This window comes from Roseibium sp. QJM3NY_11, assembly GCF_056173175.1.
The window spans coordinates 2,578,804-2,600,926 of sequence record NZ_CM149660.1; the positions used below are offsets into that span (position 1 = coordinate 2,578,804).

23 protein-coding genes and 1 riboswitch are annotated in these 22,123 nt (G+C 61.4%); of the genes, 14 read left to right on the forward strand and 9 right to left on the reverse strand.

Translation table 11 applies throughout. The annotated features are described in order from the left end of the window. The first annotated feature begins 127 nt into the window (after positions 1-127). The 8 genes from AC0VX3_RS11815 (at position 128) to AC0VX3_RS11850 (ending at position 7,318) form a co-directional block, all read left to right on the forward strand. Positions 128-1,375: an ABC transporter substrate-binding protein gene (locus tag AC0VX3_RS11815; RefSeq protein ID WP_342892290.1), complete on the forward strand. Its 1,248-nt coding sequence runs from the start codon at positions 128-130 to the stop codon at positions 1,373-1,375. Positions 1,376-1,431: 56 nt separating this feature from the next. Beyond that, positions 1,432-2,337 (forward strand): carbohydrate ABC transporter permease, encoded by a 906-nt coding sequence (locus AC0VX3_RS11820; RefSeq protein ID WP_475524866.1) that lies wholly within the window; start codon positions 1,432-1,434, stop codon positions 2,335-2,337. After that, a complete protein-coding gene (locus AC0VX3_RS11825; RefSeq protein WP_475525170.1) occupies positions 2,337-3,209 on the forward strand; it encodes a carbohydrate ABC transporter permease in 873 nt (290 codons plus the stop codon). The genes AC0VX3_RS11820 and AC0VX3_RS11825 overlap by 1 nt, the downstream gene beginning before the upstream one ends. Before the next feature lie 4 nt (positions 3,210-3,213). Further along, positions 3,214-4,323: an ABC transporter ATP-binding protein gene (locus AC0VX3_RS11830; RefSeq protein WP_475524867.1), complete on the forward strand. Its 1,110-nt coding sequence runs from the start codon at positions 3,214-3,216 to the stop codon at positions 4,321-4,323. A gap of 224 nt (positions 4,324-4,547) precedes the next feature. Next, a complete protein-coding gene (locus tag AC0VX3_RS11835) occupies positions 4,548-5,150 on the forward strand; it encodes a superoxide dismutase (RefSeq protein WP_475524868.1) in 603 nt (200 codons plus the stop codon). 209 nt (positions 5,151-5,359) lie between these two features. Continuing rightward, on the forward strand, positions 5,360-5,821 hold the full coding sequence (locus AC0VX3_RS11840; RefSeq protein WP_342892294.1) for a c-type cytochrome: 462 nt from the start codon (positions 5,360-5,362) through the stop codon (positions 5,819-5,821). A gap of 44 nt (positions 5,822-5,865) precedes the next feature. Next, a complete protein-coding gene (locus AC0VX3_RS11845) occupies positions 5,866-6,798 on the forward strand; it encodes a c-type cytochrome (RefSeq protein WP_475524869.1) in 933 nt (310 codons plus the stop codon). Between the two features lie 28 nt (positions 6,799-6,826). After that, positions 6,827-7,318 (forward strand): GNAT family N-acetyltransferase, encoded by a 492-nt coding sequence (locus AC0VX3_RS11850; protein WP_475524870.1) that lies wholly within the window; start codon positions 6,827-6,829, stop codon positions 7,316-7,318. Between the two features lie 92 nt (positions 7,319-7,410). Here the strand turns inward: AC0VX3_RS11850 and AC0VX3_RS11855 are convergent, their stop codons facing one another. From AC0VX3_RS11855 to AC0VX3_RS11865, 3 genes are read right to left on the reverse strand one after another with little or no spacing between them, the layout of a single operon-like run. Next, a complete protein-coding gene (locus AC0VX3_RS11855) occupies positions 7,411-7,785 on the reverse strand; it encodes a RidA family protein (RefSeq protein ID WP_475524871.1) in 375 nt (124 codons plus the stop codon). A gap of 17 nt (positions 7,786-7,802) precedes the next feature. After that, positions 7,803-8,021 (reverse strand): DUF2798 domain-containing protein, encoded by a 219-nt coding sequence (locus AC0VX3_RS11860; protein ID WP_342892298.1) that lies wholly within the window; start codon positions 8,019-8,021, stop codon positions 7,803-7,805. A gap of 2 nt (positions 8,022-8,023) precedes the next feature. Then, positions 8,024-8,326 (reverse strand): putative quinol monooxygenase, encoded by a 303-nt coding sequence (locus tag AC0VX3_RS11865; protein ID WP_475524872.1) that lies wholly within the window; start codon positions 8,324-8,326, stop codon positions 8,024-8,026. A gap of 100 nt (positions 8,327-8,426) precedes the next feature. Between AC0VX3_RS11865 and AC0VX3_RS11870 the strand changes: the two genes are divergently transcribed. Beyond that, positions 8,427-9,344: a LysR family transcriptional regulator gene (locus AC0VX3_RS11870; protein WP_475524873.1), complete on the forward strand. Its 918-nt coding sequence runs from the start codon at positions 8,427-8,429 to the stop codon at positions 9,342-9,344. 43 nt (positions 9,345-9,387) lie between these two features. Here AC0VX3_RS11870 and AC0VX3_RS11875 read toward each other — a convergent pair whose 3' ends face one another. Continuing rightward, positions 9,388-9,771, reverse strand: a complete 384-nt coding sequence (locus tag AC0VX3_RS11875; protein ID WP_475524874.1) for a hypothetical protein — start codon at positions 9,769-9,771, stop codon at positions 9,388-9,390. 142 nt (positions 9,772-9,913) lie between these two features. Further along, positions 9,914-10,906 (reverse strand): phytanoyl-CoA dioxygenase family protein, encoded by a 993-nt coding sequence (locus tag AC0VX3_RS11880; protein ID WP_475524875.1) that lies wholly within the window; start codon positions 10,904-10,906, stop codon positions 9,914-9,916. 212 nt (positions 10,907-11,118) lie between these two features. Between AC0VX3_RS11880 and AC0VX3_RS11885 the strand changes: the two genes are divergently transcribed. After that, positions 11,119-12,009 (forward strand): LysR substrate-binding domain-containing protein, encoded by an 891-nt coding sequence (locus AC0VX3_RS11885; RefSeq protein WP_475524876.1) that lies wholly within the window; start codon positions 11,119-11,121, stop codon positions 12,007-12,009. A 35-nt stretch (positions 12,010-12,044) separates the two neighbouring features. Here the strand turns inward: AC0VX3_RS11885 and AC0VX3_RS11890 are convergent, their stop codons facing one another. Together AC0VX3_RS11890 and AC0VX3_RS11895 are read right to left on the reverse strand one after the other, a co-directional pair. Further along, positions 12,045-13,637, reverse strand: coding sequence for an ABC transporter substrate-binding protein (locus AC0VX3_RS11890; protein ID WP_475524877.1), 1,593 nt, complete (start codon positions 13,635-13,637; stop codon positions 12,045-12,047). A gap of 122 nt (positions 13,638-13,759) precedes the next feature. Then, the gene (locus tag AC0VX3_RS11895) at positions 13,760-15,847 is read right to left on the reverse strand and encodes a S9 family peptidase (protein ID WP_475524878.1); all 2,088 of its coding nucleotides are present in this window, start codon (positions 15,845-15,847) and stop codon (positions 13,760-13,762) included. Positions 15,848-15,973: 126 nt separating this feature from the next. Beyond that, positions 15,974-16,187, forward strand: a riboswitch (cobalamin riboswitch). Between the two features lie 364 nt (positions 16,188-16,551). Between AC0VX3_RS11895 and AC0VX3_RS11900 the strand changes: the two genes are divergently transcribed. The 4 genes from AC0VX3_RS11900 (at position 16,552) to AC0VX3_RS11915 (ending at position 19,768) form a co-directional block, all read left to right on the forward strand. Further along, a complete protein-coding gene (locus AC0VX3_RS11900; RefSeq protein ID WP_475524879.1) occupies positions 16,552-16,956 on the forward strand; it encodes a DUF1636 family protein in 405 nt (134 codons plus the stop codon). Beyond that, positions 16,953-17,726 (forward strand): ABC transporter ATP-binding protein, encoded by a 774-nt coding sequence (locus AC0VX3_RS11905; protein WP_475524880.1) that lies wholly within the window; start codon positions 16,953-16,955, stop codon positions 17,724-17,726. Before AC0VX3_RS11900 ends, AC0VX3_RS11905 begins: the two co-directional genes overlap by 4 nt. A gap of 16 nt (positions 17,727-17,742) precedes the next feature. Next, positions 17,743-18,675: an ABC transporter substrate-binding protein gene (locus AC0VX3_RS11910; protein ID WP_475524881.1), complete on the forward strand. Its 933-nt coding sequence runs from the start codon at positions 17,743-17,745 to the stop codon at positions 18,673-18,675. Between the two features lie 79 nt (positions 18,676-18,754). Then, entirely contained in the window at positions 18,755-19,768 is a 1,014-nt protein-coding gene (locus AC0VX3_RS11915; RefSeq protein WP_475524882.1) for a FecCD family ABC transporter permease, read from the forward strand. Here the strand turns inward: AC0VX3_RS11915 and AC0VX3_RS11920 are convergent. Together AC0VX3_RS11920 and AC0VX3_RS11925 are read right to left on the reverse strand one after the other, a co-directional pair. Beyond that, positions 19,728-20,966 carry an MFS transporter gene (locus AC0VX3_RS11920; RefSeq protein WP_475524883.1) on the reverse strand — a complete coding sequence of 413 codons (1,239 nt, stop codon included), beginning with the start codon at positions 20,964-20,966 and terminating at the stop codon, positions 19,728-19,730. The genes AC0VX3_RS11915 and AC0VX3_RS11920 overlap by 41 nt on opposite strands. Before the next feature lie 182 nt (positions 20,967-21,148). Continuing rightward, the gene (locus AC0VX3_RS11925) at positions 21,149-22,018 is read right to left on the reverse strand and encodes an SDR family oxidoreductase (protein WP_475524884.1); all 870 of its coding nucleotides are present in this window, start codon (positions 22,016-22,018) and stop codon (positions 21,149-21,151) included. Positions 22,019-22,123 lie beyond the last annotated feature (105 nt).

Sequence of the window (22,123 nt, forward strand, 5' to 3'; positions counted from 1 at the left end):
GGCTGTTCTGGTTTCCAAAATTTATTGACAGATGGTTCGTTTGTAACGTTACAATGTATTTTGTCTGGCAACGAGATACCCGTTGACGGTATCCGGGACGCCGAATGGCGCTTAATGGGAGGAATATATGCGTAAATTGACAAGAATGGTGACGGCTGCCGCCGCTTTAATGGCTGCAAGCACGAGCATTCAGGCCGAGGAAGTCGAGGTCCTGCACTGGTGGACTTCCGGTGGTGAAGCTGCTGCCCTGAACGTCCTGAAGCAGGACCTCGAGAGCCAGGGGATTGACTGGAAAGACATGCCGGTCGCCGGTGGCGGCGGGACACAGGCGATGACCGTCTTGCGGGCCCGCGTGACCTCCGGAAACCCGCCCACCGCCGTACAGATGCTCGGTTTCGACATTCTGGACTGGGCCGAAGAGGGGGCGCTTGCCGATTTGAATACCCAGGCTGAACAGGAAAACTGGGACACCGTCGTTCCGGCAGCCTTGCAGAAATTTTCAAAGCACGACGGCAAATGGGTCGCGGCGCCGGTCAATGTTCACTCAACAAACTGGGTCTGGGCCAACAAGGCCGTGCTGGATGAGCTTGGTATCGCGGTTCCGACAACCTGGGACGAATTCGTCGCCGCCCTGGACAAGGTGAAGGCAGCCGGCAAAACTCCGATCGCTCATGGCGGGCAGCCCTGGCAGGATGCGACCGTGTTCGATGCCGTCGCATTGTCCACCGGCGGACCGGAATTCTACCAGAAGGCCTTCATCGACCTTGATGAAGACACTCTCGGGTCCGACACCATGAAGGAAGCCTTCGATCGCATGGCCGTGATCCGGTCGCATGTCGATGACAACTTCTCCGGACGGGACTGGAACCTGGCGACAGCCATGGTCATCAACGGGGATGCTGCATTCCAGATGATGGGCGACTGGGCCAAGGGCGAATTCCTGAATGCCGACAAGGTGCCCGATCAGGACTTCCTGTGCTTCCGCTTCCCGGGAACTCAGGAGCAGGTCACCTTCAACGCCGATCAGTTTGCGATGTTCTCGCAGGGCTCGGAAGTCGGCAAGGAACAGGCCGCCCTTGCGACCGCGATCCTGTCTCCGAATTTCCAGTCCGCATTCAACGTTGTCAAAGGCTCGGTGCCGGCACGTACGGATGTGTCGAACGAAGCATTTGATGCTTGCGGAAAGAAGGGAATGGCCGACCTGAAAAAAGCTGCCGAGAGCGGCAATCTCTACGGGTCGATGGCCCATGGTCACGCCAATCCTGCGGCGATCAAGAATGCCATGTATGATGTAATCACGGCGCATTTCAACGGGGAATACGACAGTGCAACCGCTGTTGATGAACTCGTGACCGCGGTTCAAATCAACAAGTAACGATCGAAACGGGAACGGTGGAACCTCACCGTTCCCGGCCTGCCCGGAGGGCCCTGATGTCTTTGCCTGAAACGGCGAACCCGCGTGGTTCTGTTGTTGACAGATTGCGCGATGCCCTACCCAAATTGGTGCTCAGCCCGACAATCGCGATTGCGTTGATCTTCGTGTACGGCTTCATCGCGTTCACGTTGTATCTGTCGTTCACCGACAGCCGCATCCTGCCGTCTTTCGGTTGGGTCGGTTGGCAGAATTACGAGAACCTGTTTCGGATTCGTGCCTGGGACAAGGCCGTTTCCAATCTGGTCATCTTCGGTGTTCTCTATATCGCGATCTGTTCTGTGCTCGGCTTGTTTCTGGCGATCCTGCTGGATCAACGGATCCGTGCGGAAGGGTTTATCCGAACGGTCTACCTTTACCCGATGGCACTGAGTTTCATCGTCACCGGCGTCGCCTGGAAGTGGTTCCTGGATCCGGGGATTGGTGTTGAAGCCGTTGTCCGCGGATGGGGCTGGGAGACCTTTACCTTCAACTGGATCAAGGACAGCGACATGGCGATCTACACGATCGTCATCGCGGCGGTCTGGCAGACGTCCGGTTTCGTCATGGCCATGTTCCTTGCCGGTTTGCGCGGCATCGACGGAGAGATGATGAAGGCCGCCCAGATCGACGGCGCGTCGACGTTTGCGCTTTACCGGCGGATCGTGATTCCGCAGCTTCGGCCGGCCTTCATGTCTGCTTTCGTCGTCCTCGCCCACATGGCGATCAAGTCCTATGACCTGGTGATTGCGCTGACGGGCGGGGGGCCGGGAACGGCGACCGAACTGCCGGCAACCTTCATGTATTCCTATACGTTCTCCCGGAACCAGATGGGGATTGGCGCCGCATCCGCCGTGATCATGCTGATGACGATCGCAGCGATCATCGTGCCGTATCTGTGGTCCGAACTGCGGGAGAAAAAATGATGGCCGCCGTTTCAAGATCGCGGTCGTCTGGTGCCGCGCGTGTCATTCTCTATGCAGTTCTGGCCGTGTTCTGCATCTACTACCTGCTTCCGCTTTACGTGATGCTGGTCAATTCGCTGAAACCGCTGTCCGAGATCACCGCGGGCGGCATGATGGCGTTGCCGCAGGAGTGGACCTTGGCGCCCTGGTCCAGCGCCTGGTCGACCGCTCAGATCGGCGTCCAGGCGACGGGGCTGCGCCCCTATTTCCTCAATTCCATCATCATGGTGGTGCCGGCCGTTGCACTGTCGACGATTGTCGGGGCCCTCAATGGGTATGTTCTCACCAAATGGGCGTTTCGCGGTTCTACGGTTCTGTTCGGGTTGCTGCTGTTCGGTTGTTTCATCCCGTTCCAGATGGTCCTGATTCCGATGGCCCGGATGCTCGGCCTGATCGGGATCGCCGGGACCGTGCCCGGGCTGATCTTCGTCCATTTTGTGTACGGGATCGGATTTTCGACACTCTACTTCCGCAACTACTATGCGGCTTTTCCGACCGAACTTGTTCGGGCGGCTCAAATCGACGGAGCCGGGTTCTTCAGGATTTTCTGGCGCATTCTGCTGCCATCCTCAGGTCCGATCGCGGTTGTCTGCATCATCTGGCAGTTCACTAACATCTGGAACGACTTCCTGTTCGGAGCATCGTTTTCCGACTTCAACAGTCAACCGATGACGGTTGCGCTCAACAATCTCGTGCAGTCCTCGACCGGCGTGAAGGAATACAACGTCCATTTCGCCGGGGCGATCATGGCCGCGCTTCCGACGTTGTTCGTCTACATCGTCGCGGGGCGTTACTTCGTGCGCGGCCTGATGGCCGGCTCGGTAAAGGGATAACACCATGGGTTTTCTAGACATCAAGCAGGCGACCAAGTCCTACGGGGCCGTGCAGGTTTTGCAGGAAACCAACATTTCCATCGAGGAAGGCGAGTTTCTTGTGCTCGTCGGCCCCTCCGGCTGCGGAAAATCAACGCTCCTCAACATGATCGCTGGTCTGGAAGGTGTCACGACGGGCGACATATCCGTGCGTGGCAGGAGCATGAACGGGGTGAAGCCGGCTGACCGGAACATCGCCATGGTGTTCCAGTCCTATGCGCTCTATCCGAACATGACCGTGCGGGGCAATATTTCCTTCGGCATGGAAATGCACGGCATCGCCAAGCCGGAACGCGCAAAGCGCATCGATCAGGTGGCCGACCTGTTGCAGATCACGCACCTGCTGGACCGGAAACCGGGGCAGCTCAGCGGCGGGCAACGCCAGCGGGTGGCCATGGGCCGTGCCCTGGTGCGTGAGCCGGACATCTTCCTGTTTGACGAGCCGCTTTCCAATCTGGATGCAAAGCTTCGCGTCGACATGCGCACGGAGATCAAGAAGCTTCACCAGAAACTGGGCACGACCATCGTCTATGTGACCCACGACCAGATCGAGGCATTGACCCTGTCCACACGGATCGCGGTCATGTATGGCGGCTTTGTTCAGCAACTTGGTACGCCCAAGGAGATCTACGACAATCCGGCCAACATGTTTGTCGCCGGTTTCATGGGCTCGCCGTCCATGAACCTGTTTCCCGCCAAGGTGGTCTCGTTGAACGGCAAGCCGGCTGCCGAAGTTGCCCTTGCCGACAGCACCAAGGCCGCGATCCCGTTTGCTTCCGATCAGTTGTCCTCCAGCCTTGGACGGGACATCATTCTCGGCATCCGGCCCGAGGCGATCACGGACCTGGACGGCGCGGATCGCAACTCCCGGGCGATCCACGTGGTGGAGACGCCTGTCGAAGTCACCGAACCCGCCGGGTCGGACACGTTTGTTGTCAGCCAGATCAGCGGCAAGGACGTGACGGCCCGGTTCAGGGCCAACGTCGCTGTCAATGCAGGTGACGTGTATCCATTTGCCTTCAATATGGAAAAGGCAGTCGTCTTCGATCCGCAAAACGAGAACCGGATCGCCTGAATCTCGGGCCGGGACATTTCCAGGCACCCTTCGGGGCGACTGGTCCAGAGGGCACGACATTTTCTGCGGGCAGGCATCGATTGTAAAAAAATAAGAAAAATCTTCTTTATTTTGGCGATCCCTGCTTGCCGACCTCGCTCCACGATCCTATTTTGCGCCTCGAAGCGGTCCCGGGGCGCGTGCCGTGCGGACCGCCGGTCACCGACCTTTCCAAGGAGTTAGCCATGTCTTTCGAATTGCCTGACCTGCCCTATGCATATGATGCACTGGCCCCTTACATGTCCGCTGAAACACTCGAGTTTCACCATGACAAGCACCATCAGGCCTATGTTACCAAAGGCAACGAGCTGCTCGCCGGCAGTGGCCTTGAAGGCAAGTCGCTGGAAGAGGTCGTCAAGGAAAGCTACGGCAAGAACGCGCCGCTGTTCAACAACGCCGGCCAGCATTACAACCACATCCATTTCTGGAAGTGGATGAAGAAGGACGGTGGCGGTTCGTCACTGCCGAGCGCCCTGGCATCGGCCATCGACAGCGACCTGGGCGGGTTCGACAAGTTCCGTGCCGATTTCATCGCGGCCGGCGTCGGCCAGTTCGGTTCGGGCTGGGCCTGGCTTGCGGTCAAGGACGGCAAGCTTGAAATCATGAAGACACCGAACGGCGAAAACCCGCTTGTTCACGGCGCTGCGCCGATCCTGGGCTGCGATGTCTGGGAACACTCCTACTACATCGATTACCGAAACGCGCGTCCGAAGTACCTGGAAGCGTTCATCGACAGCATGATCAACTGGGACTACGTCCTGGAGATGTACGAAGCTGCCACGAAATAAGCGGGCCACCTTGTCCCGTGAAGGCCCCGGTTCGAGAGAACCGGGGCCTTTTTGTATCCGCGCGTGCGATTTATCCGGCCACGGGACCGTTTGTTACAAAAAAACGGACCTGATCACGGGAGCGTGATTTCATGATCAACGGGGGAATGCGCTGTACTCCCGGTGAGGTGCCGCATCGGTAGATGCGCATGAGAGAGAGGGAGAATGTTATGGGTCGTTTCCTGAAAATTGCCGTTCTGGGTCTGGTCGCAGGGCTCGGGCTGACTGGTGCATCCGTGCAGGCCGCGGATGACCCGATTGCCACGCGGCAGGCCATCATGGCGTCCGTGGGCGGTGCCGCAGGTCTTGCCGGCGGCATGATGAAGGGCGAGATCGCCTATACGCCGGCTGCCGGAAAGGCGGCGATCACGACAATGCGGGCGGCCTCGCTGACCTTTGGCGACTTTTTGCCTGCCGGATCGGATCAGGGCAATACCGGAGCCGCTCCGGCGATCTGGGAGAATGCCGACGGATTTGCCGGTGAACTGGCAAAATTCGCGGCGGCCACCGCCACTGCGGCGAGTGCCTCGGGCAAATCCGGCCCTGCGGATCTGGACGCCTTCAAGGCGGCCATGGGGCCGGTCTTTGGCACTTGCAAATCGTGTCACGAAACCTACCGTAAGAAGAACTGACCCTGTTCGGGGCATTTTCCTGAACCGATTGCGGAAGAAACACGATGAAGAAAGCGCTGGCGGTTCTGGTCGCGCTGGTCCTGGTTGGCGCCGGGACCGGCTGGGTTCTGTCCGCGCCCACGCGCATGAGCGCCGCGGACAGCGCCCTGTTGTCCGAGGGCAGCCCTGACAGGGGCGAGTTCGTGTTCTGGGCGGGAGGCTGTGCCTCCTGCCATGCCGCCAAGGGCGCGGAGGGGGACGATCTGCTCAAACTCGGCGGCGGCCTCAGGCTCGAGACGCCTTTCGGTGTCTTTGTGGCGCCAAACATCTCGTCCAGTGCTTCGGACGGGATCGGTGCCTGGACGCTCACCGATTTCGCCGATGCCATGACCCATGGAACGTCGCCGGACGGGCGCAACTACTATCCGGCGTTTCCCTATACCTCCTATGCGCGGATGAGTGCAGAGGATCTTGGCGACCTGTTCGCTTTCATGAAATCCCTGCCGGCGGTCGCGGGCAAGGCAGCGGCGCATGAACTCGGCTTTCCGTTCAACATCCGGCGCGCTCTGGGCCTGTGGAAACGCCTCTTTCTGAAGCCGGCTGCGGTCATCGCGGCGCCTTCGGGCGACGGAGAGGCCGATCCGGAACTGTGGCAACGCGGCCGCTACCTCGTGGAAGGTCCGGGCCATTGCGGGGAATGCCACACCGCCCGAAATCTTGCCGGTGGGCTGATCCTGACCGATTGGCTTGGCGGTGCCCCGGCACCGACGGGCGAGGGGCGGATCCCCAACATCACGCCGGGTGCGCCCGAATTCGGAAGCTGGAGCGCGTCCGACATTGCCTATTACCTGGAAAGCGGTTTCACGCCGGATTACGATTCCGTCGGCGGCGAGATGGTGCATGTGCAGGAAAACATGGCCAGACTGCCCGCCCAGGACCGGGACGCCATCGCGGCCTACCTGAAAGCGATCCCGCCGGTTGTGCCGGCAGCGGATTGACCCGGCATTTCCTCGGATTTGACACAGCATGACAAGCGCGCATTCCTTTGCCATCGTCGCCGCGACCAGCGCGGAAGATCTGGACGCGATCAGGAACCTGTTCAGGGCCTATGTCGACTGGCTCGGCATCGACCTGTCGTATCAGGGGTTCGACGAGGAACTGGCGGGCCTGCCCGGAAAATACACGCCGCCCGCCGGGGCGCTGTTCCTGGCGCGCGACCATGACGGCTGCGTTCTGGGCTGTGTCGGCCTGCGCGGGTTCGGCAAAGCGGGGGACTGCGAAATGAAACGGCTTTACGTGCTGCCGGCCGGGCGGGGCCGGGGCGTCGGCGCCGCATTGGTCGGGCGCGTCGTCGCTGCGGCGGAGGCGGCCGGCTACCGCGAGATGCTGCTCGATACGCTGCCCAGCATGACCGGCGCGATCAAGCTCTACACCGCGTCCGGCTTCGAGGAAACGCCCGCGTATTACGATACGCCGATCGCGGAGACCGTGTTTTTCCGCAAGCGCCTGACAGTCTGAGCGGGCCACCGAAGCCCGTTGGCACAATTCACGGTTCCGGGAAGAGCCAACCTCCAATGACTTGACTGTTTCAAGAATGACCGGGCAATGCGCTAGAGACCGAAAATCGCTTCGATTTCAACTTTCAGCTCGGGCGCAAACAGGGATGCGACCAATACCATTGAGCTTGCCGGAACCGCATTGTCATAGCGTTCCGACAAGACGTCGCGGATCTCGGCAATGTCGTCAGGATGGATCGCGAAGACCGTCACCTTGACAAGGTCGGCCAGTGACTTGCCAAATTCCTCGGCAAGACTGTCGAGCTGATCGAGCACAGCCCGGGTCTGCGCGCCGGCTGATCCCGAGTGCGCCTCCGTGCCGAACGCCGTGAACCCGGACGTGTAAAGCGTTCGGTCGTGGACAACCGCGTGGGTATAGGGGCCAACCGGATTACCGAGTCTTTCGGAGTTTTTTCTGACAATGGTCATTGTGTCTCCAGAGAGTTTCAGGGGGTTCTGCTGGTGAGAAATGCCGTGGCTTTCTGGACTGGCGGGCCGAGAAGAAAGGCAATCACGGCAGCGGCAGGCCAGGCGAGCCGGAAGGCGTCCATCCATTTTTCGAAGAAGACATCCGTCAGGCCCAGATTGAGAAAAGTGACCCAGCAAGACATCAGCAGGGACAGGCCGAAGGACATCAGCAAGGTTGCGATCAGACGGCTTTTCATGGCTAGGCCGGCTCCCGCGTACCGATTTCGCCAAGTTCCTCGATGTAACAGACCTTTGTCAGATCTTGCGCCAGATAGGCCTTTGTGTGGGGCATCTCGTAGTGGGCGGCGAGGGCGGCCCGATCAGTCCAGCATTCCCACAAGGTGAAGCGGGTCGGGTCCGTGAGGTTCTGGCGGATCTCGAAAAGGTGACACTCCGGTTCGTCGCGGGTTTGTTTTGCAAGGCGTTGAAGACCTGCCTCGGCCTTCATGAGATCCGCCCCCTTTTGGAGCTCGATTCCGGCGCTGATGAAATAGTGGGTCATGAATATCTCCGTTTCAGTCTGGTGACTGACGAAGACGTATTGATTTGTGATCTGATAATCCATATTGAAATATGGCAAATTAAATTCCATAGATGAAATCATGTTCGACGATATCGCGCTGTTTGTTCACATCGTTCAAAAAGGCAGTCTTGCGCGGACGGCGTCTCATCTGGGCGTTCCGGCAGCAACGGTGACACGGCGGTTGCGCAAGCTGGAAGAACGGACCGGTGCGAAGCTGCTGCACAGGTCCGCCCGCAAGTTCGCCCTCACGAGCGAGGGTGAAGCCTTCTATGAAGCCTTTGCAGATCTGATCGGGCAAGCGGAAGCAAATTTCCGTGGCTTGAGCGCCGATCTGCATGCGCTGCAAGGTGGCCTGAAAGTCGCGGCACCGACCAATATTTCCGTTGGCATCCTGCAGCCGATGTGGTCCGGCTTCATAAGGGAGTTTCCCGATATCCGGCTGACGCTGACACTCAACAACGAGAACAAGGACCTGCTGGAAAACCACGTGGACCTTGCGTTACGGATTGGTCCACAGACCGACCTTCGTCTTTTTCAGCGAAGGCTGGGCGGCATCGCCACGACCGTCGTGGCATCGCCGGACTATCTGAAGGCGGCAGGTACACCGTTGATTCCGGATGACCTGGCCGGTCACAGCCTGATAAAGGTTGTGGCGCTTCAATCGTGGGAACTGGAAAACACTCTTTCCGGAGACCGTGAAATGCTTCATCCGAATGCCTTCGTCACCGTTGACGATATCGGTCTTGCGCGTCAGTTCGCTGCAGACGGCCACGGGCTTGCGCTTTTGCCTGTCAGCGAGATTTCCGGCGATCTGCAGTCTGGTCGGCTCCGGCGGGTCCTGACAGACTGGAGGGGGCCGGGACGCGACATTTTTGCGGTCTGGCCGACCGGACGGCTGCTCAGCGCCAGGGCAAAATGCCTGCGCGAGTACATGGCCGCTTTTCTCAACGACTGTTCTGTATTTCAAGGCGCAATGCCCGGCGCAGACGGTCCCTAGGGCGTGTCTTGTTCATAGGGTTCCATATGAAAGAGAAACGCTCTTAGGCGCTGTAGGGATTGCAGCGGATGAAACGCGGGATATCGATGTAGCCGCGCATGAGGGACAGCCAGGCCTCGCATTCGTTTTTCGTGCGGAAACAGCCGGCTTGCGAGATCATGTATCGTTCGTCGAAATACTCCACCCGCCCACTGGCAATGCCCTTCCAGCCACTGCCGGTGAAGGCGCGGCAGTCGTATTGGGTGTTGTAGGTGTTGGGAAGGTATTGCCGGCTCTTGGAGAAGGTCGGAGCGAACAGTAGATCGGACACTTGCGTGGTTTCCGTCTGGCAGGCCGTCAGCGCAAGCGCCGCCAACAGGGCGGGCGCCGCTTTCAGGCCGGCCTTCAGCCGGCTGGCCGGGAACAGACTGCGGAAACTGCGGTGCATGGCTCGCTCCAGAGATTGACATGACCGTCTTGTGCGCGGCCGAAAGACTGATTTGCAACGCCTGTCACATGAGCCGAAGACCGGGGCAAAATCAAGTCATTATCCGGGGAGTGACGCCGCACCGGCGCGCCGGCCGCGCACGCTAGCACACCGCGGGGTCGGCCCATCGGGCATCTTCGAAAATCCGTCCCTTGTAGCGTCCCGACAGGATTGCATCACGGGCGTCATCCCACGACATTGCCCATCTGTTGGGATTGCGCAGTTCAAGGTGTTGATCTGACCGGCTGCGGGCAACGAACTCCGGGAAGGCGGGCCGGCCGGTCGCCTGTCCGGTGGGAAGATAGCGCAGGTCGAGGCTCCAGCGCAGACCGTCTGACAGATTTGGCAGCGCCCTGTGCACGTTCATCTTGTGGAACAGCACCACGCCCCCCTTGCTCACGGGCAGCGGCACGCCTTCCTGCTCCTGCATCAGCCGGTCCGGCACGGAGGGTTCCGACGCCAGTTTGCGATTGGAGCAATGGACCCTGGGGCCCGCGCGGTGCGAGCCGGGCACCGAGACGAGGCAGCCGTTTTCGATCGAGGCCTCGGTGATGGCAAGCCAGACCGTTACCTGCTGCGTGTCGTCGGCTTCCGGAAGCAGGGCGACGATATCCTGATGCCAGGTCGTCACACCGACATTGGAGTGGGCGGTGAGGCCGCCCGACAGATTGCCCTGGGGCGGTTTCATGCGCATTTGCTGAACGGGACTGCAGGTGATTTCCGGCCCGATGACGGATTGCACCACATCGAGGATCGCCGGGTGCCGCATCAGCCTGAAGGCTGCGGGACCGGTGTGCATCAGAAAGTTTTCCGGTGTGATCGCCTCGTTCTGCAAGGGGAGAGAGACATTGAAGTGCCGGTGCAGATCCGGATAGTCGTTGAGAATTGCGCAATACCGGTCTCCGAACGAAAGATGTGCGTAGAGCCTGGGGATGCGGCCCTGTGCGCGCAGGAACTCGGCGGTCCGGTCCAGAAGAAGCGCGTATTCCTCCTCGATCTCCGACAGGTCGTCGGCGGGAAGCAGATTGTCTATCGCCAGAAATCCGTCTTCCTCGAAGGATCTCAACTGGTCTTCGGTCAGTGTGTGCTCCGTCATGTCATCAATCCCCGTATGTCTGTTTGCGCGGAATGTCTCCCGTGCCGGAACAGGCAGTTCGTAACCGCATCCTGCGCCACCTCTTTGAAAAGCACGCGTCCGATCCGGCTTCGATTGCCATTTCAGATTCTGTGTGCTTCTTAAGATGATGGCGAACGGGTCATGCAAAAAGGCGATAAACGCTGAACCCAAGTTAATCCATGTGTTAAGTTATGGCCAATCTTCCTCCCCTTCGACTCCTGTTGACGTTCGATGCGGTCTGCCGGCTTGGTTCGATGCAGCGGGCCGCGCAGTCGCTCAATGTGACACCGCCGGCGGTCACGCAGGCGATCCGCGCGCTCGAACAGGAGATCGGGGTTTGCCTGCTGGATCGCAGCGCCAAGCCGGCCGTGCCGACGGAAGCCGGCGAGAGGATCTCAAGAGCGGTGCGGAACGGATTTGCCCTGATCGAGGATACGATTGCCGAAACACGTCATGCGGCCGGAGTGTCGGACCATCAGCTCACGCTGTGCTGCACGCTCGGTTTCGCCACCTACTGGTTGATGCCGAGGCTTTCCGATTTCTATGCGCGTCATCCGGACATAACCGTCAACGTGCAGGCGCCTCCCTCGGACCAGCCCGTTCTGTCCACGGGGCTCGATGTCGCTTTTCGCTACGGGCGCGGCGACTGGACGGACGGCAGGACCTGGAAACTGTTCGACGAGCGCGCTTGCCCGGTCGCAAGGCCCGATGTCATCGCCGAGGCACGGAAGGCGGGCGAACTGGAAGAGGCGGTGCTGATCGATGTCCGGCTGGGGTCCCCGCACCTGTGGGATTCCTGGTCCGATTATTTTGCACAGAGACAGATCAGGCGCAGCGGCCGGCCCGGTCATACCTTCGACAACTACGTGCAGGCGGTTCAGGCTGCGCATGACGGGAGAGGGGTCATGCTCGGATGGCAGTCGATCACGAGAAAACTGGTCGACGACGGAGCCCTGGCGGCGTGGCCCGGAGGCGTGCATGACTTCGGAACGGCCTATTTCGTGACCTGCTCCCACGGAGCGCTGAAGAAAAAGGCAGCGAAGGCCTTCGTCGACTGGGTCAGGCGGCAGCCGGCGCACTGACGCCGGTTGCCGCCCTTTTTCTCAACAGGCCGGTCTCAGTTGACCGTGATCCAGCGCAGCATCAGGAAGTTGTCTGCGCGCTGGGTCAGGTCGATGTTCGACTTCGAGCCCCACAGAAGCGGCTGGATGTGCAGCGGCACATAGACCACGTCGTCACGGACAATCGTTGCGACCTCGTCCAGCATGGCCTGGCGTTTCTCCGGATCGATTTCCCGCTGGATCTGCGGCAACAGCGCGTCGACCTTCGAATTGGAATAGCCGCCGAAATTCCAGCTGCCGAGCTTCTTCTCGTCGTTCTTGGATGTAACCAGGAACCGGACCGGATGCTCGGCGTCGAACGTGCCCGGCGACCAGCCGAGAAGATACATGTCGAAATTGCCCGCCCGCAGTTCCGGCCAGTAGTTGCGCACCGGCATCGCGTTCAGTTTTGCTTTCATGCCCGCCTGCGCAAGCATGGCGGCCATGGCCTTGCACAGGGCTTCGTCATTGATGTAGCGGTCGTTGGGGCAGGACAGTCCGAAGGAAAAACCGTCCGGATAGCCTGCTTCCGAGAGCAACGCCCGGGCGCCTTCCGGATCGTGGCCGATACGCGCGCTCGCCGCCTTGCTGTAGCCCTTCATCTGCGGGCTGACGAGCTGGCTGGCGACCTCGGCATTGCCGCGCATGATCTTGTCGACCAGTGCTTCCGCATTGATCGCCTTCTGGACCGCGGTGCGCACCTTCACATCCTGGAACGGGTTCGTTCCGGCGGTTTCGCCGGATGACTTCAAGGCGTCGTGGCTGTGGCCGAAGCCGAGCATGATCACGCGCGCCTCGATGCCCTGATGCAGGGCGAAACCGTCCTGGTTCCGGATGCGGTCGACATCCTGCACCGGCACGGGATTGATCAGGTCGACCTGACCGCTCAACAGGCCGGCGACGGCGGTGGCGGGGTTGGCAATCGGAAGGAACGTTGCCTTGGTGAGATTGTGCTCCGGCTGATCCCACCAGCCGTCATAGGCTTCCAGGACCGTCTCGACGCCCGGTTCCCGCGCGGCCAGCCTGAAAGGGCCGGTGCCGTTGGCATTGAGGGTGGCGTGGGTTTCCGTGTCCTTTGCCGGCAGTGCGGCACCGTTGGCCTCGGCCCAGTCCTTGTCCAGGATCATGAAATTGGCGATCGAGTCCGGGAAGATCGGATCCGGGGCATGTGTCAGGAAATCGACCGTGTAGTCGTCGACCACCCTGACTTCCTTGACCGGAGCGAACCAGGAACTCACGTCCGACGCTTCGGAAGAGGCGCGCTGGTAGGAGAACAACACGTCTTCGGCGGTGAAATCGGCACCGTCATGAAACTTGACGCCCTCGCGCAGGTGAAAGCGCCAACCGTCGCCGCCGAGCGGTTCCCAGCTTGCCGCCAGAGAGGGCGCGATCGCCATGTCCTTGTCGCGCCGGACCAGGCCTTCATAGACGTTGTTCAAAAACCCGAGCACCGGAGCGGAGCTGACGGCATGGGGATCCATTGTCTGCGGATCCGTCGGCGAGGACCAGCGCAATTCGGCGGCGGATGCGAGCGTCACGGATGACAGAAGGGCCGCGGTAAGTGTGACAACCGCCGCAAGGCTCTGGATCCAGTGGCAGGACTGTTTCATGAATATCCCCATGGTTCATGGTCTTGTTCGTCTCAATCAAGCCTATGGCATTTGCAGGAAAAAGAAAAACCGGACCCGCATGCGGGCCCGGATCTGTTTTCAATTCACCGTGAGCGACCGGATCAGGCCTTGCCGGCGACCATCAGTGCGAAGGACTGATTGAGGGCGACTTCCTTCAGCCGGTCGAAACGGCCCGAAGCGCCGCCGTGTCCGGCCTCCATGTTGGTCTTCAGCAACACAAGGCTGTCGCCGGTCTGGGTGGCGCGCAGTTTTGCGACCCACTTTGCCGGCTCCCAATAGGTCACGCGCGGATCGGTAAGGCCGGCGACGGCAAAGATCGCGGGATAGGCTTTCGCCGCGACATTGTCGTAGGGCGAATAGGACGCAATGTACTCATATGCGGCCTTGTCGGTGATCGGGTTGCCCCATTCGGGCCATTCCGGCGGTGTCAGCGGCAGCGTGTCGTCCAGCATGGTGGAGAGAACGTCGACAAAGGGAACCTCGGCGATCAGACCGCCGAATTTCTCCGGCGCGAGATTGGCAATGGCCCCCATCAGCATGCCGCCGGCGGAGCCGCCATGGGCGACGATCTTGTCGTGTGAGGAGAGCTTTTCCGCAACAAGGTGATCTGCGGCGGCAATGAAGTCCGTGAAGGTGTTCTTCTTGTGCTCCCGGCGGCCGTCCTTGTACCAGCGAAAGCCCTTGTCCTTGCCACCACGGATATGGGCAATCGCATAGACGAAACCCCGGTCGACCAGGGACAGGGCGTTGGTGTTGAAGCTGGCCGGCACCGTGATGCCATAAGAACCGTAGCCGTAAAGCAGCAGGGGGGCGGACCCGTCCAGCTCGGTGTCCTTGTGATAGAGGATCGACACAGGCACGGTTTCCCCGTCCGCGGCAGGGGCCATCACGCGGCGGGTGACATAGTCCGAGACCTTGTGGCCGGACGGCACTTCCTGTTCCTTTTTCAAGACCCGTTCGCGGGTGTCGACGTTGTAGTCGTAGGTCCGAGACGGCGTCGTCATCGAGGAATAGGAAATCCGGATGGTCGAGGTGTCGAACTCGTAGCCGCCCCCCATGCCGAGGGAATAGGCTTCCTCGTCGAAGGCGATCTCGTGTTCGATATTGTCGGCCAGGCGGCGGATCACGATCCGGGGCAGGCCGTCCTCGCGCTCCAGGCGGGTCATGAAGGTCTTGTAGACACAGTGGGACAGGACCAGGCAGCCTGGCTTGTGCGGCACGAGGTCGGTCCAGTTGTCGCGTCCGGGACTGGCCTTCGGCGCTGTGACGATCTTGAAGTCTTCCGCATCGCCCGCGTTGGTGAGGATGTAGAAGGTGTCGCCGTGATCGTCGATGGAATACTCGATGCCGGTCTCGCGCGGGGCGATTTGCACCGGCTCGGCAGTCGGGTCGTTCGCGGGGATCGTCCAGACCTCGGACGTTTCATGGTCGTGAATGTCGATGACGATGGTGTCGCCGGACTGGGTCTTGCCGACCCCCATGAAGAACCCGGCGTCCTGTTCCTCGAAAACCAGTTGATCCGTGGACGGGTCGGTGCCGATCTCGTGACGGAACAGTTTCGACGGCCGGTGATTGTCATCAAGGCGGATGTAGAAAACATATCGGCTGTCGGCGGAAAAGACGCCGCCGCCGCCGGTGTCCTCGATGCGGTCGCTCAGGTCCTTGCCGGTGTCGATGTCGCGGACCTGCAGGGTATAGAATTCCGAGCCCTTGTCGTCATAGGCCCAGGCGAGCAGCTTGTGATCGGGCGACTGGCCGGCGCCGCCCAGCTTGAAATAGGCCTTGCCCTCGGCTTCCCTGTCGCCGTGCAGCAGGAGCGTTTCCTTGCCGCCGTCGCGGGGCGTGCGGAAGAAGATCGGCTGCTGGCCGCCGGTCTCGTATTTCAGGCCGTAGGCATAGGGGCCGTCCGGTAAGGGCACCGAACTGTCGTCTTCCTTGATGCGGCCGCGCATCTCGGAAAAGAGCTGTTCCTGCAGATCCTTCGTGTGCGCCATCTGCGCATCCTGGTAGGCGTTCTCGGCATCGAGGTAGGCTTCGATGTCATCGGCCAAAGCTGCGCGGCCGTCGCGCATGACCTCCTGCCAGTTGTCGGCGCGCAGCCAGGCGTAGTCGTCCTGGCGCTCGATGCCGTGGGTCTTGAGGGTGACGGGGCGCGCTTCGGCGCGCGGGGGAAGTGAGTTTTTTGTCATGGCTCCGCAGGTAGGAGTTTTGACCCGGGAAGGCAAGAGGACAGTGTTGCCAAGAGGACCAGGCGGACGGCACGACGGCGACATGCCTGAACGCAATCCTCGCGCATTGACAGGCACGGGGCAATTCGCCACAAAGATCGACATGGTTTCCGAATCCGGCGTCCCCGGATCGGGATTAAAAGGGAACACGGTGCGGCGTAGCCATCAGGCACCAAAACCGTGACTGCCCCCGCAACTGTGAGCGGTGAGCGAACCTGGAAACGCCACTGGGGAGACCCGGGAAGGACCAGGAAAGCGTCGACCCGCAAGTCAGGAGACCTGCCATTTCATCTTTAACCTCAACCCGGGCGGGGTGTCCCGGAGGAGCGAGTGACATGGCCTATCAGCCCGCGCTGACACAGATTGACATTCGGTTTCCTGCCGCCCCGCATCTTCGCGGAGGGCGACATGAACCGGACACGCACGACATATCCTTCAATCCGATCCCTAATCGCGGCGGCTGCTAGCCGTCTTGGCAATCGCGCGGCCAGGACAATGCGCCCGAACGGCTGTGCCGGCGGCCTTGCGCATTATGATAGTAGTAATGTAATAACATTACGAATCTCTGCCGCCGTGGACACCCGTGTGCCGGAGGCGCGCAGGTGCGCGGTGCCGGATATCCCGGTGCCGGACCGTCATGGAAGAACCGGCAGGGGCACAGACTGATGACCACCGACAAACACAGGATCTTCGTGTGCACATCATGCCGTCACAAGGGCGGCGATTGCCGTCCCGGTCATGACCTCATCGCGAAACTTCAGGAAGCGCTGAAGGGGGCGGCGCCTCTGGTCGCGGACGGCTTCGAAGTGTCCGGGATCGCCTGCATGGCCGGATGCTCAAGGCCCTGCACGGTGGCTTACCGGGCCAGTGAAAAGGCGACCTATCTGTTCGGGGACATCGATCCCCAGACGGATATCGACGACCTCGTGGCCTTCGCCGAACAGTACCGTTCCCTGGATGATGGCTGGTGCACGTCCGGGGACCGGCCGGGCAAACTGCGCCGGACCGCGCTTGCCCGCATTCCCGCGGCGATGATCGCGACGGAAACCGAGATGGCGGACCCGTCATGAGCGGCTGTCATTTGTCTGTGCGCGGTGTCAGCTGGCAACCGGGTCGGGGCGATCCGCTCCTCAACCGGGTCAGTTTCGAGCTCGAAAGGGGCGAAGTCCTGGGGATCGCCGGCGCCAACGGGGCGGGAAAATCGACCCTGTTGCGTCTGCTGTACCGGTTTCACAGGCCGGTGGAGGGGACCGTCTGTCTGGACGGACACGATATCTGGTCCTTGTCGGCGCGCGAGGCCGCGCGCAAGGTTGCTGCCGTTTTGCAGGAACAGCCCACCGACTTCGCCCTGTCGGTACGCGAAATTGTGGCCCTTGGCCGCAGACCGCACGGCGCCGGATTTTCCCGCGGCGGGCGGCGGGACGTCGACATTGTCGAGGGGGCTCTGGAGCGCATGGGCCTTGCCGATCTGGCGGGGCGGTCGATGGGGACCCTGTCCGGCGGTGAGCGACAAAGGGTGATGGTTGCGCGTGCTCTCGCACAGGAGCCGCAACTGCTCATTCTGGATGAGCCGACAAATCACCTCGACATCCGTCATCAGCTCGAAATCGTGGCCCTGCTTGCCGGTCTCGACATAACAGTCGTCACCAGCCTGCATGACCTCAATCTGGCAGCGCAGGTCTGCGACCGGATCCTGCTCCTGCACCGGGGCATCCAGGTCGCCCACGGCAGGCCGGACGAGGTCCTGACATCAGAGCATATCGAAAAGGCCTATGCGGTGAAGGTCCATCGCAGGGACTGCGATCCCGGTGGCCGGGCCCATCTGACATTTCATCTTTGAACTTTGGAGAAAACACATGAAACGACTGCTTTTGTGCCTGACTGCCGTCCTTTTTACCGGGTCTGCATACGCTGAAACAACCGTCAGAAGCTGCGATCGGGAAGTCTCGTTCGACACGCCGCCCCGTGCCGCGGTTTCAAACGACGTCAATCTGACCGAGATGATGCTCGTTCTCGGCCTGCGCGACCGCATGGTCGGCTATACCGGCATCTCGGGCTGGAAAACCCTGGATGAGGAAATGCGGTCGGGCATCGCCGAACTGCCGGAGTTGTCGGCGCGGTATCCGAGCAAGGAAGTTCTCATCGGGGCGGACGCGGATTTCTATTTCGCAGGCTGGAACTACGGCATGAAGGTCGGCGGCGAGGTGACACCGGAAACGCTGGCACCGTTCGGCATCAAGGTCTACGAACTCACCGAATCCTGCATCCATGTCGGCGGCAAAGCCAAAGTCTCCATGGATGACATGTATGCGGATCTGCTCAATCTGGGGAAGATTTTCGGCGTCGAGGATACAGCCCATGATCTGGTCGCCGCCTACAAGCTCGAACTGGACCGGATCACGGCCCCGCTGAAGGATGCGGAGCGGGTACGCGTCTTCGTCTATGACAGCGGTGAGGACAAGCCGTTCACTGCCGGACGCTATGCCATGCCGACAGCGCTCATCGAGGCTGCGGGCGGGGTCAACGTGCTGGACGGTTTCGAGAAGAGCTGGGCCAGGATCGACTGGGAGACCGTCATCGACAGCGACCCGGCAGTGGTGGTGATCGTGAACTACGGCAATGTCACGGCAGAAGAGAAGCGGGATTTCATGCGGTCAAATCCGGCGCTTGCCGGGATCGATGCGGTCAGGAACGACCGCTTCGTCACCCTTGACTATGTCGAGGCGACGCCCGGCCCGCGCAACATCGGGGCCGTCCGGAAACTTGTCGAGGCCTTTGCGGGTGAGTGAGGCCTTGCAGACGGCACGCAACGGATCGGCACAAGGACACGACGACAACGGCCCGGGAGCGGAGGGGAGGCGGGGCGCGATGGCGCCCGCCGTTTCGCTCGGTCTTGTCCTGTTGGCGGCGTCCGTGATCGCCGGTGTCACGGTCGGGGCCGTGTCCGTTTCGGCCGAGACGGTTCTCGGCGTGATCGCCAACAAGCTCTGGCCCGGTCTCGTGGCCGTGGACTGGTCGCCCGGCCGGGAAGCGATTGTCTGGGACGTCCGGCTGCCACGGACCCTGCTGGCCGGCCTGGTCGGGGCGGGGCTTGCCGTCGTGGGAGCAGCGCTTCAGGCGATCACGCGCAATCCGCTTGCCGATCCGCACCTGCTCGGCATTTCCTCGGGCGGCGCCGCCGGGGCAATCCTGGCACTGCTCCACACGGGATTGTTCCTGGGATTGCTGACGGTGCCATTGATGGCTTTCGCCGGCGCGCTTGCGGCCACACTGGCGGTCCTCGGCGTCACGCGTTTTGCGTCCGCTACCAGCGCTGACAAGCTTGTTCTGGCGGGGGTCGCGGTGTCCTTCGTCATCATGGCGTTCGCGAACGTCCTGATCTTTCTTGGCGATCCACGCGCAACCCACACGGTGGTCTTCTGGATGCTGGGCGGTCTGGGGCTGGCCCAGTGGAGCCATCTGCTGTATCCGCTCGCCGCTCTGGCCGTGGCAACCCCGTATCTCTATCTGAAAGCCGTCGATCTCAATGCGATGACCATCGGCGACGAGACCGCAGCAACACTGGGCATCGCCGTTGCACGGTTCCGTCTGACCGTGTTTGTCGTCGGTGCGATGGTCACGGGTGTCATGGTCGCCTTTTCCGGCATTATCGGCTTTGTCGGTCTGATGATCCCGCATATCGCCAGATACCTTGTCGGCGGAAATTACGAGCGGGTGCTCGTCGTCTCGTTGCTCCTGGGCGCCATTTTCCTGATCTGGGCCGATATTCTGGCACGCACGCTGATGGCGCCGGAAGACATGCCGATCGGCATCGTCACCGGCCTGATCGGCGGGCTGTTCTTCATTGTCCTGCTGCGATCGAAGGCCGGCGGCGGCCGCTGAAGAGAATGAACACGATCACGGCCATGTTCAGGAAGTTCCAGGCGATGCCGTTGAAGAACGCGGCCTCGTAGGAGCCGGTCAGGTCGTAAATCCAGCCGGACAGCCAACCGCCGAGGGCCATGCCGAGAATGGTCGCCATGATGACCAGTCCGACCCGCTGCCCGGCTTCCCTGGCCGGCAGGTATTCCCGCACGATCACCGCATAGCTCGGCACGATACCGCCCTGGGAAAGACCGAATACCAGCGAGACCAGATAGAGGGAGGCCAGGCCGTTGAACGGGATATAGAGAAACAGAGCGGCGCATTGCAGGACGGAGCCGATCAGCAGTGTCTTGACGCCGCCGATCTTGTCCGCGACGTAACCTGAGGCCAGCCGGCTGATCACGCCGGCGCCGGTCATGAGAGCGAGCATGTCCGCTCCCGGCGCGATGCCGAACCCGAGATCGACGCAGTAGGCGACGATATGGACCTGGGGCATGGACATGGCGACACAGCAAGCAAGCCCTGCCAGCACCAGCAGCCATTGCAGGGCGGCCGGGGGAAGTCCCGTGGATTCAGCGCCGAACGGGCGGGCACCGGCGCCGGCCGACAGCGCGCCTTCCGGCGGCGGGCGGCGCAGGATCAGTGCCAGCGGCACCATCGTGACAAGACAGGCCACCGCGATCACGAGATAGGTCTCGCGCCAGTCGGCCGTTGCCAGGTTCCACTGGATGAAGGACGGCCAGAGCACGCCGGCGAGATAGTTGCCGCAAGCGGCGCAGCCGACCGCCAGTCCCCGGCGCTTCACGAACCAGTGGGAGATGTCGGCGATCAGCGGACCGAAGGTCGCCGCCGTGCCGAGGCCGACCAGCACGCCCTGGGCGAGCGAGAACATCCAGACATCGCCCGATAGGGCGGCGAGCGCGAAGCCCGCGCTCAGGGCGAAGGCCGATCCGATGACCGGCGGGACGATGCCGAACCGGTCGACGAAGCGCCCGAGCAGATAGTTTCCGGCGGCAAATCCGAGCATGGTGGCGGTGTAAGGCAGGGAGGCGTCCGCCCGGTCGATGCCGAAATCCGCCTGCACCGCCGGCAACACCACGACGACCGCCCACATGCCCGCGCCGCCGATGGTGCTCAACAGAATGCAGACAGCCAGGCGGAACCAGGCATAGGGGCCGTCCTGTATGTATGGATCGGGCACGGCGGCGATGGACATCGGTCTGCTTCCGGGGAATGACGATCTGTCCTGCCTAACAGCTCCCGCCGGCCCAAACCAACAAATATCCTTGAAGCTATTGAACAGTTTTAGGAATGAATGACCTCGGCACCGCCCGGAATGGGGTGCCCGCGCTCGCGGGCAGGCCGGGCGGGCCGAATGGTCGGAATGCTCAGAACGGATCAGGCGGCAGTTGCGGCGAGCCCTTTCAGGGTGTCGGCCACGAAGGCACTCAAAGATCGGGTCGGGTGGCCGATCACCTCCTCAAGGTCGGAGGAATTCGTTTCGAGTTCGCCCTGCGCCGCGCCCCTGTCGGCATCGGCAACCACCCTGGCGAAGCCTTCTGGAAGTCCGGCCTGCTGAAGAACATCCGCATAGGCCGTTTCCGGCAGGTTTTTGAAGGGAATGTCCCGGCCGGTCCGGGACGACAACTCGGCGGCGAGTTCGGCAAGGGTGAAGGAAGGCCGGCCACCCAGCTCAAGGGCACGGGTGGTCCGGTCCTCGCCGGTGAGGACGCGGGCGGCCGCTTCCGCATAATCCTCGCGTGCGGCAGCCGAGAACCTGCCGTCGCCGCTGGCTCCGACGACGGCGCCATGGGCAAGGGCGCCGGCAATGGTGCCGGCGAAATTCTCAAGATACCAGCCGTTGCGAAGGAGGGCGTGGGCAATGCCGCTGTCCGCGAGGAGCTGTTCCGTGACAGCGTGCTCGCTCGCGAGGATCAGGCTGGAACGGGAAACGTTCAAGATGCTGGTATAGGCGATGAACCCGACGCCGGCCTCACCGGCGGCCTCGATGACCGCGGTATGCTGGGGGACGCGGCTGCCGATGTCCGATCCGGAGATCAGCAACAGGGTGTCGACACCTTCAAGGGCCGTCCGCAGCGTTGCCGGCTCGTCATAGTCGGCCTTCACGACGCTGATCCGGCTGCTCGCGAGATCTTCCGCTTTCGACGGCGTGCGCACGAGCGCGCGCACCGGGGTGTCGGTCAGTTTTGCCAAATGCTTCAGAACAAGGCGGCCCAACTGGCCGTTGGCTCCGGTGACTGCGATCATCTCGTTTCTCCTTGGTTTCAACTGCGATGTTTCCATCGGACATCCGTGATGTAGACGAGATGCTTTCTTTTTGTTAGTACCTACAAAAAGGTTAGTTTTGATTTT

Excerpts from the sequence above, each read along its gene's own strand:
- AC0VX3_RS11840 (WP_342892294.1), top strand. The coding sequence starts at position 5,360 with ATGGGTCGTTTCCTGAAAATTGCCGTTCTGGGTCTGGTCGCAGGGCTC.
- AC0VX3_RS11905 (WP_475524880.1), top strand. The coding sequence starts at position 16,953 with ATGAGCGGCTGTCATTTGTCTGTGCGCGGTGTCAGCTGGCAACCGGGT.
- AC0VX3_RS11815 (WP_342892290.1), top strand. The coding sequence starts at position 128 with ATGCGTAAATTGACAAGAATGGTGACGGCTGCCGCCGCTTTAATGGCT.
- AC0VX3_RS11830 (WP_475524867.1), top strand. The coding sequence starts at position 3,214 with ATGGGTTTTCTAGACATCAAGCAGGCGACCAAGTCCTACGGGGCCGTG.
- AC0VX3_RS11885 (WP_475524876.1), top strand. The coding sequence starts at position 11,119 with ATGGCCAATCTTCCTCCCCTTCGACTCCTGTTGACGTTCGATGCGGTC.
- AC0VX3_RS11865 (WP_475524872.1), bottom strand. The coding sequence starts at position 8,326 with ATGACCCACTATTTCATCAGCGCCGGAATCGAGCTCCAAAAGGGGGCG.
- AC0VX3_RS11855 (WP_475524871.1), bottom strand. The coding sequence starts at position 7,785 with ATGACCATTGTCAGAAAAAACTCCGAAAGACTCGGTAATCCGGTTGGC.
- AC0VX3_RS11860 (WP_342892298.1), bottom strand. The coding sequence starts at position 8,021 with ATGAAAAGCCGTCTGATCGCAACCTTGCTGATGTCCTTCGGCCTGTCC.
- AC0VX3_RS11875 (WP_475524874.1), bottom strand. The coding sequence starts at position 9,771 with ATGCACCGCAGTTTCCGCAGTCTGTTCCCGGCCAGCCGGCTGAAGGCC.
- AC0VX3_RS11850 (WP_475524870.1), top strand. The coding sequence starts at position 6,827 with ATGACAAGCGCGCATTCCTTTGCCATCGTCGCCGCGACCAGCGCGGAA.
- AC0VX3_RS11880 (WP_475524875.1), bottom strand. The coding sequence starts at position 10,906 with ATGACGGAGCACACACTGACCGAAGACCAGTTGAGATCCTTCGAGGAA.
- AC0VX3_RS11925 (WP_475524884.1), bottom strand. The coding sequence starts at position 22,018 with ATGATCGCAGTCACCGGAGCCAACGGCCAGTTGGGCCGCCTTGTTCTG.
- AC0VX3_RS11915 (WP_475524882.1), top strand. The coding sequence starts at position 18,755 with ATGGCGCCCGCCGTTTCGCTCGGTCTTGTCCTGTTGGCGGCGTCCGTG.
- AC0VX3_RS11835 (WP_475524868.1), top strand. The coding sequence starts at position 4,548 with ATGTCTTTCGAATTGCCTGACCTGCCCTATGCATATGATGCACTGGCC.
- AC0VX3_RS11910 (WP_475524881.1), top strand. The coding sequence starts at position 17,743 with ATGAAACGACTGCTTTTGTGCCTGACTGCCGTCCTTTTTACCGGGTCT.
- AC0VX3_RS11890 (WP_475524877.1), bottom strand. The coding sequence starts at position 13,637 with ATGAAACAGTCCTGCCACTGGATCCAGAGCCTTGCGGCGGTTGTCACA.
- AC0VX3_RS11825 (WP_475525170.1), top strand. The coding sequence starts at position 2,337 with ATGGCCGCCGTTTCAAGATCGCGGTCGTCTGGTGCCGCGCGTGTCATT.
- AC0VX3_RS11900 (WP_475524879.1), top strand. The coding sequence starts at position 16,552 with ATGACCACCGACAAACACAGGATCTTCGTGTGCACATCATGCCGTCAC.
- AC0VX3_RS11870 (WP_475524873.1), top strand. The coding sequence starts at position 8,427 with ATGTTCGACGATATCGCGCTGTTTGTTCACATCGTTCAAAAAGGCAGT.
- AC0VX3_RS11895 (WP_475524878.1), bottom strand. The coding sequence starts at position 15,847 with ATGACAAAAAACTCACTTCCCCCGCGCGCCGAAGCGCGCCCCGTCACC.
- AC0VX3_RS11845 (WP_475524869.1), top strand. The coding sequence starts at position 5,866 with ATGAAGAAAGCGCTGGCGGTTCTGGTCGCGCTGGTCCTGGTTGGCGCC.
- AC0VX3_RS11920 (WP_475524883.1), bottom strand. The coding sequence starts at position 20,966 with ATGTCCATCGCCGCCGTGCCCGATCCATACATACAGGACGGCCCCTAT.
- AC0VX3_RS11820 (WP_475524866.1), top strand. The coding sequence starts at position 1,432 with ATGTCTTTGCCTGAAACGGCGAACCCGCGTGGTTCTGTTGTTGACAGA.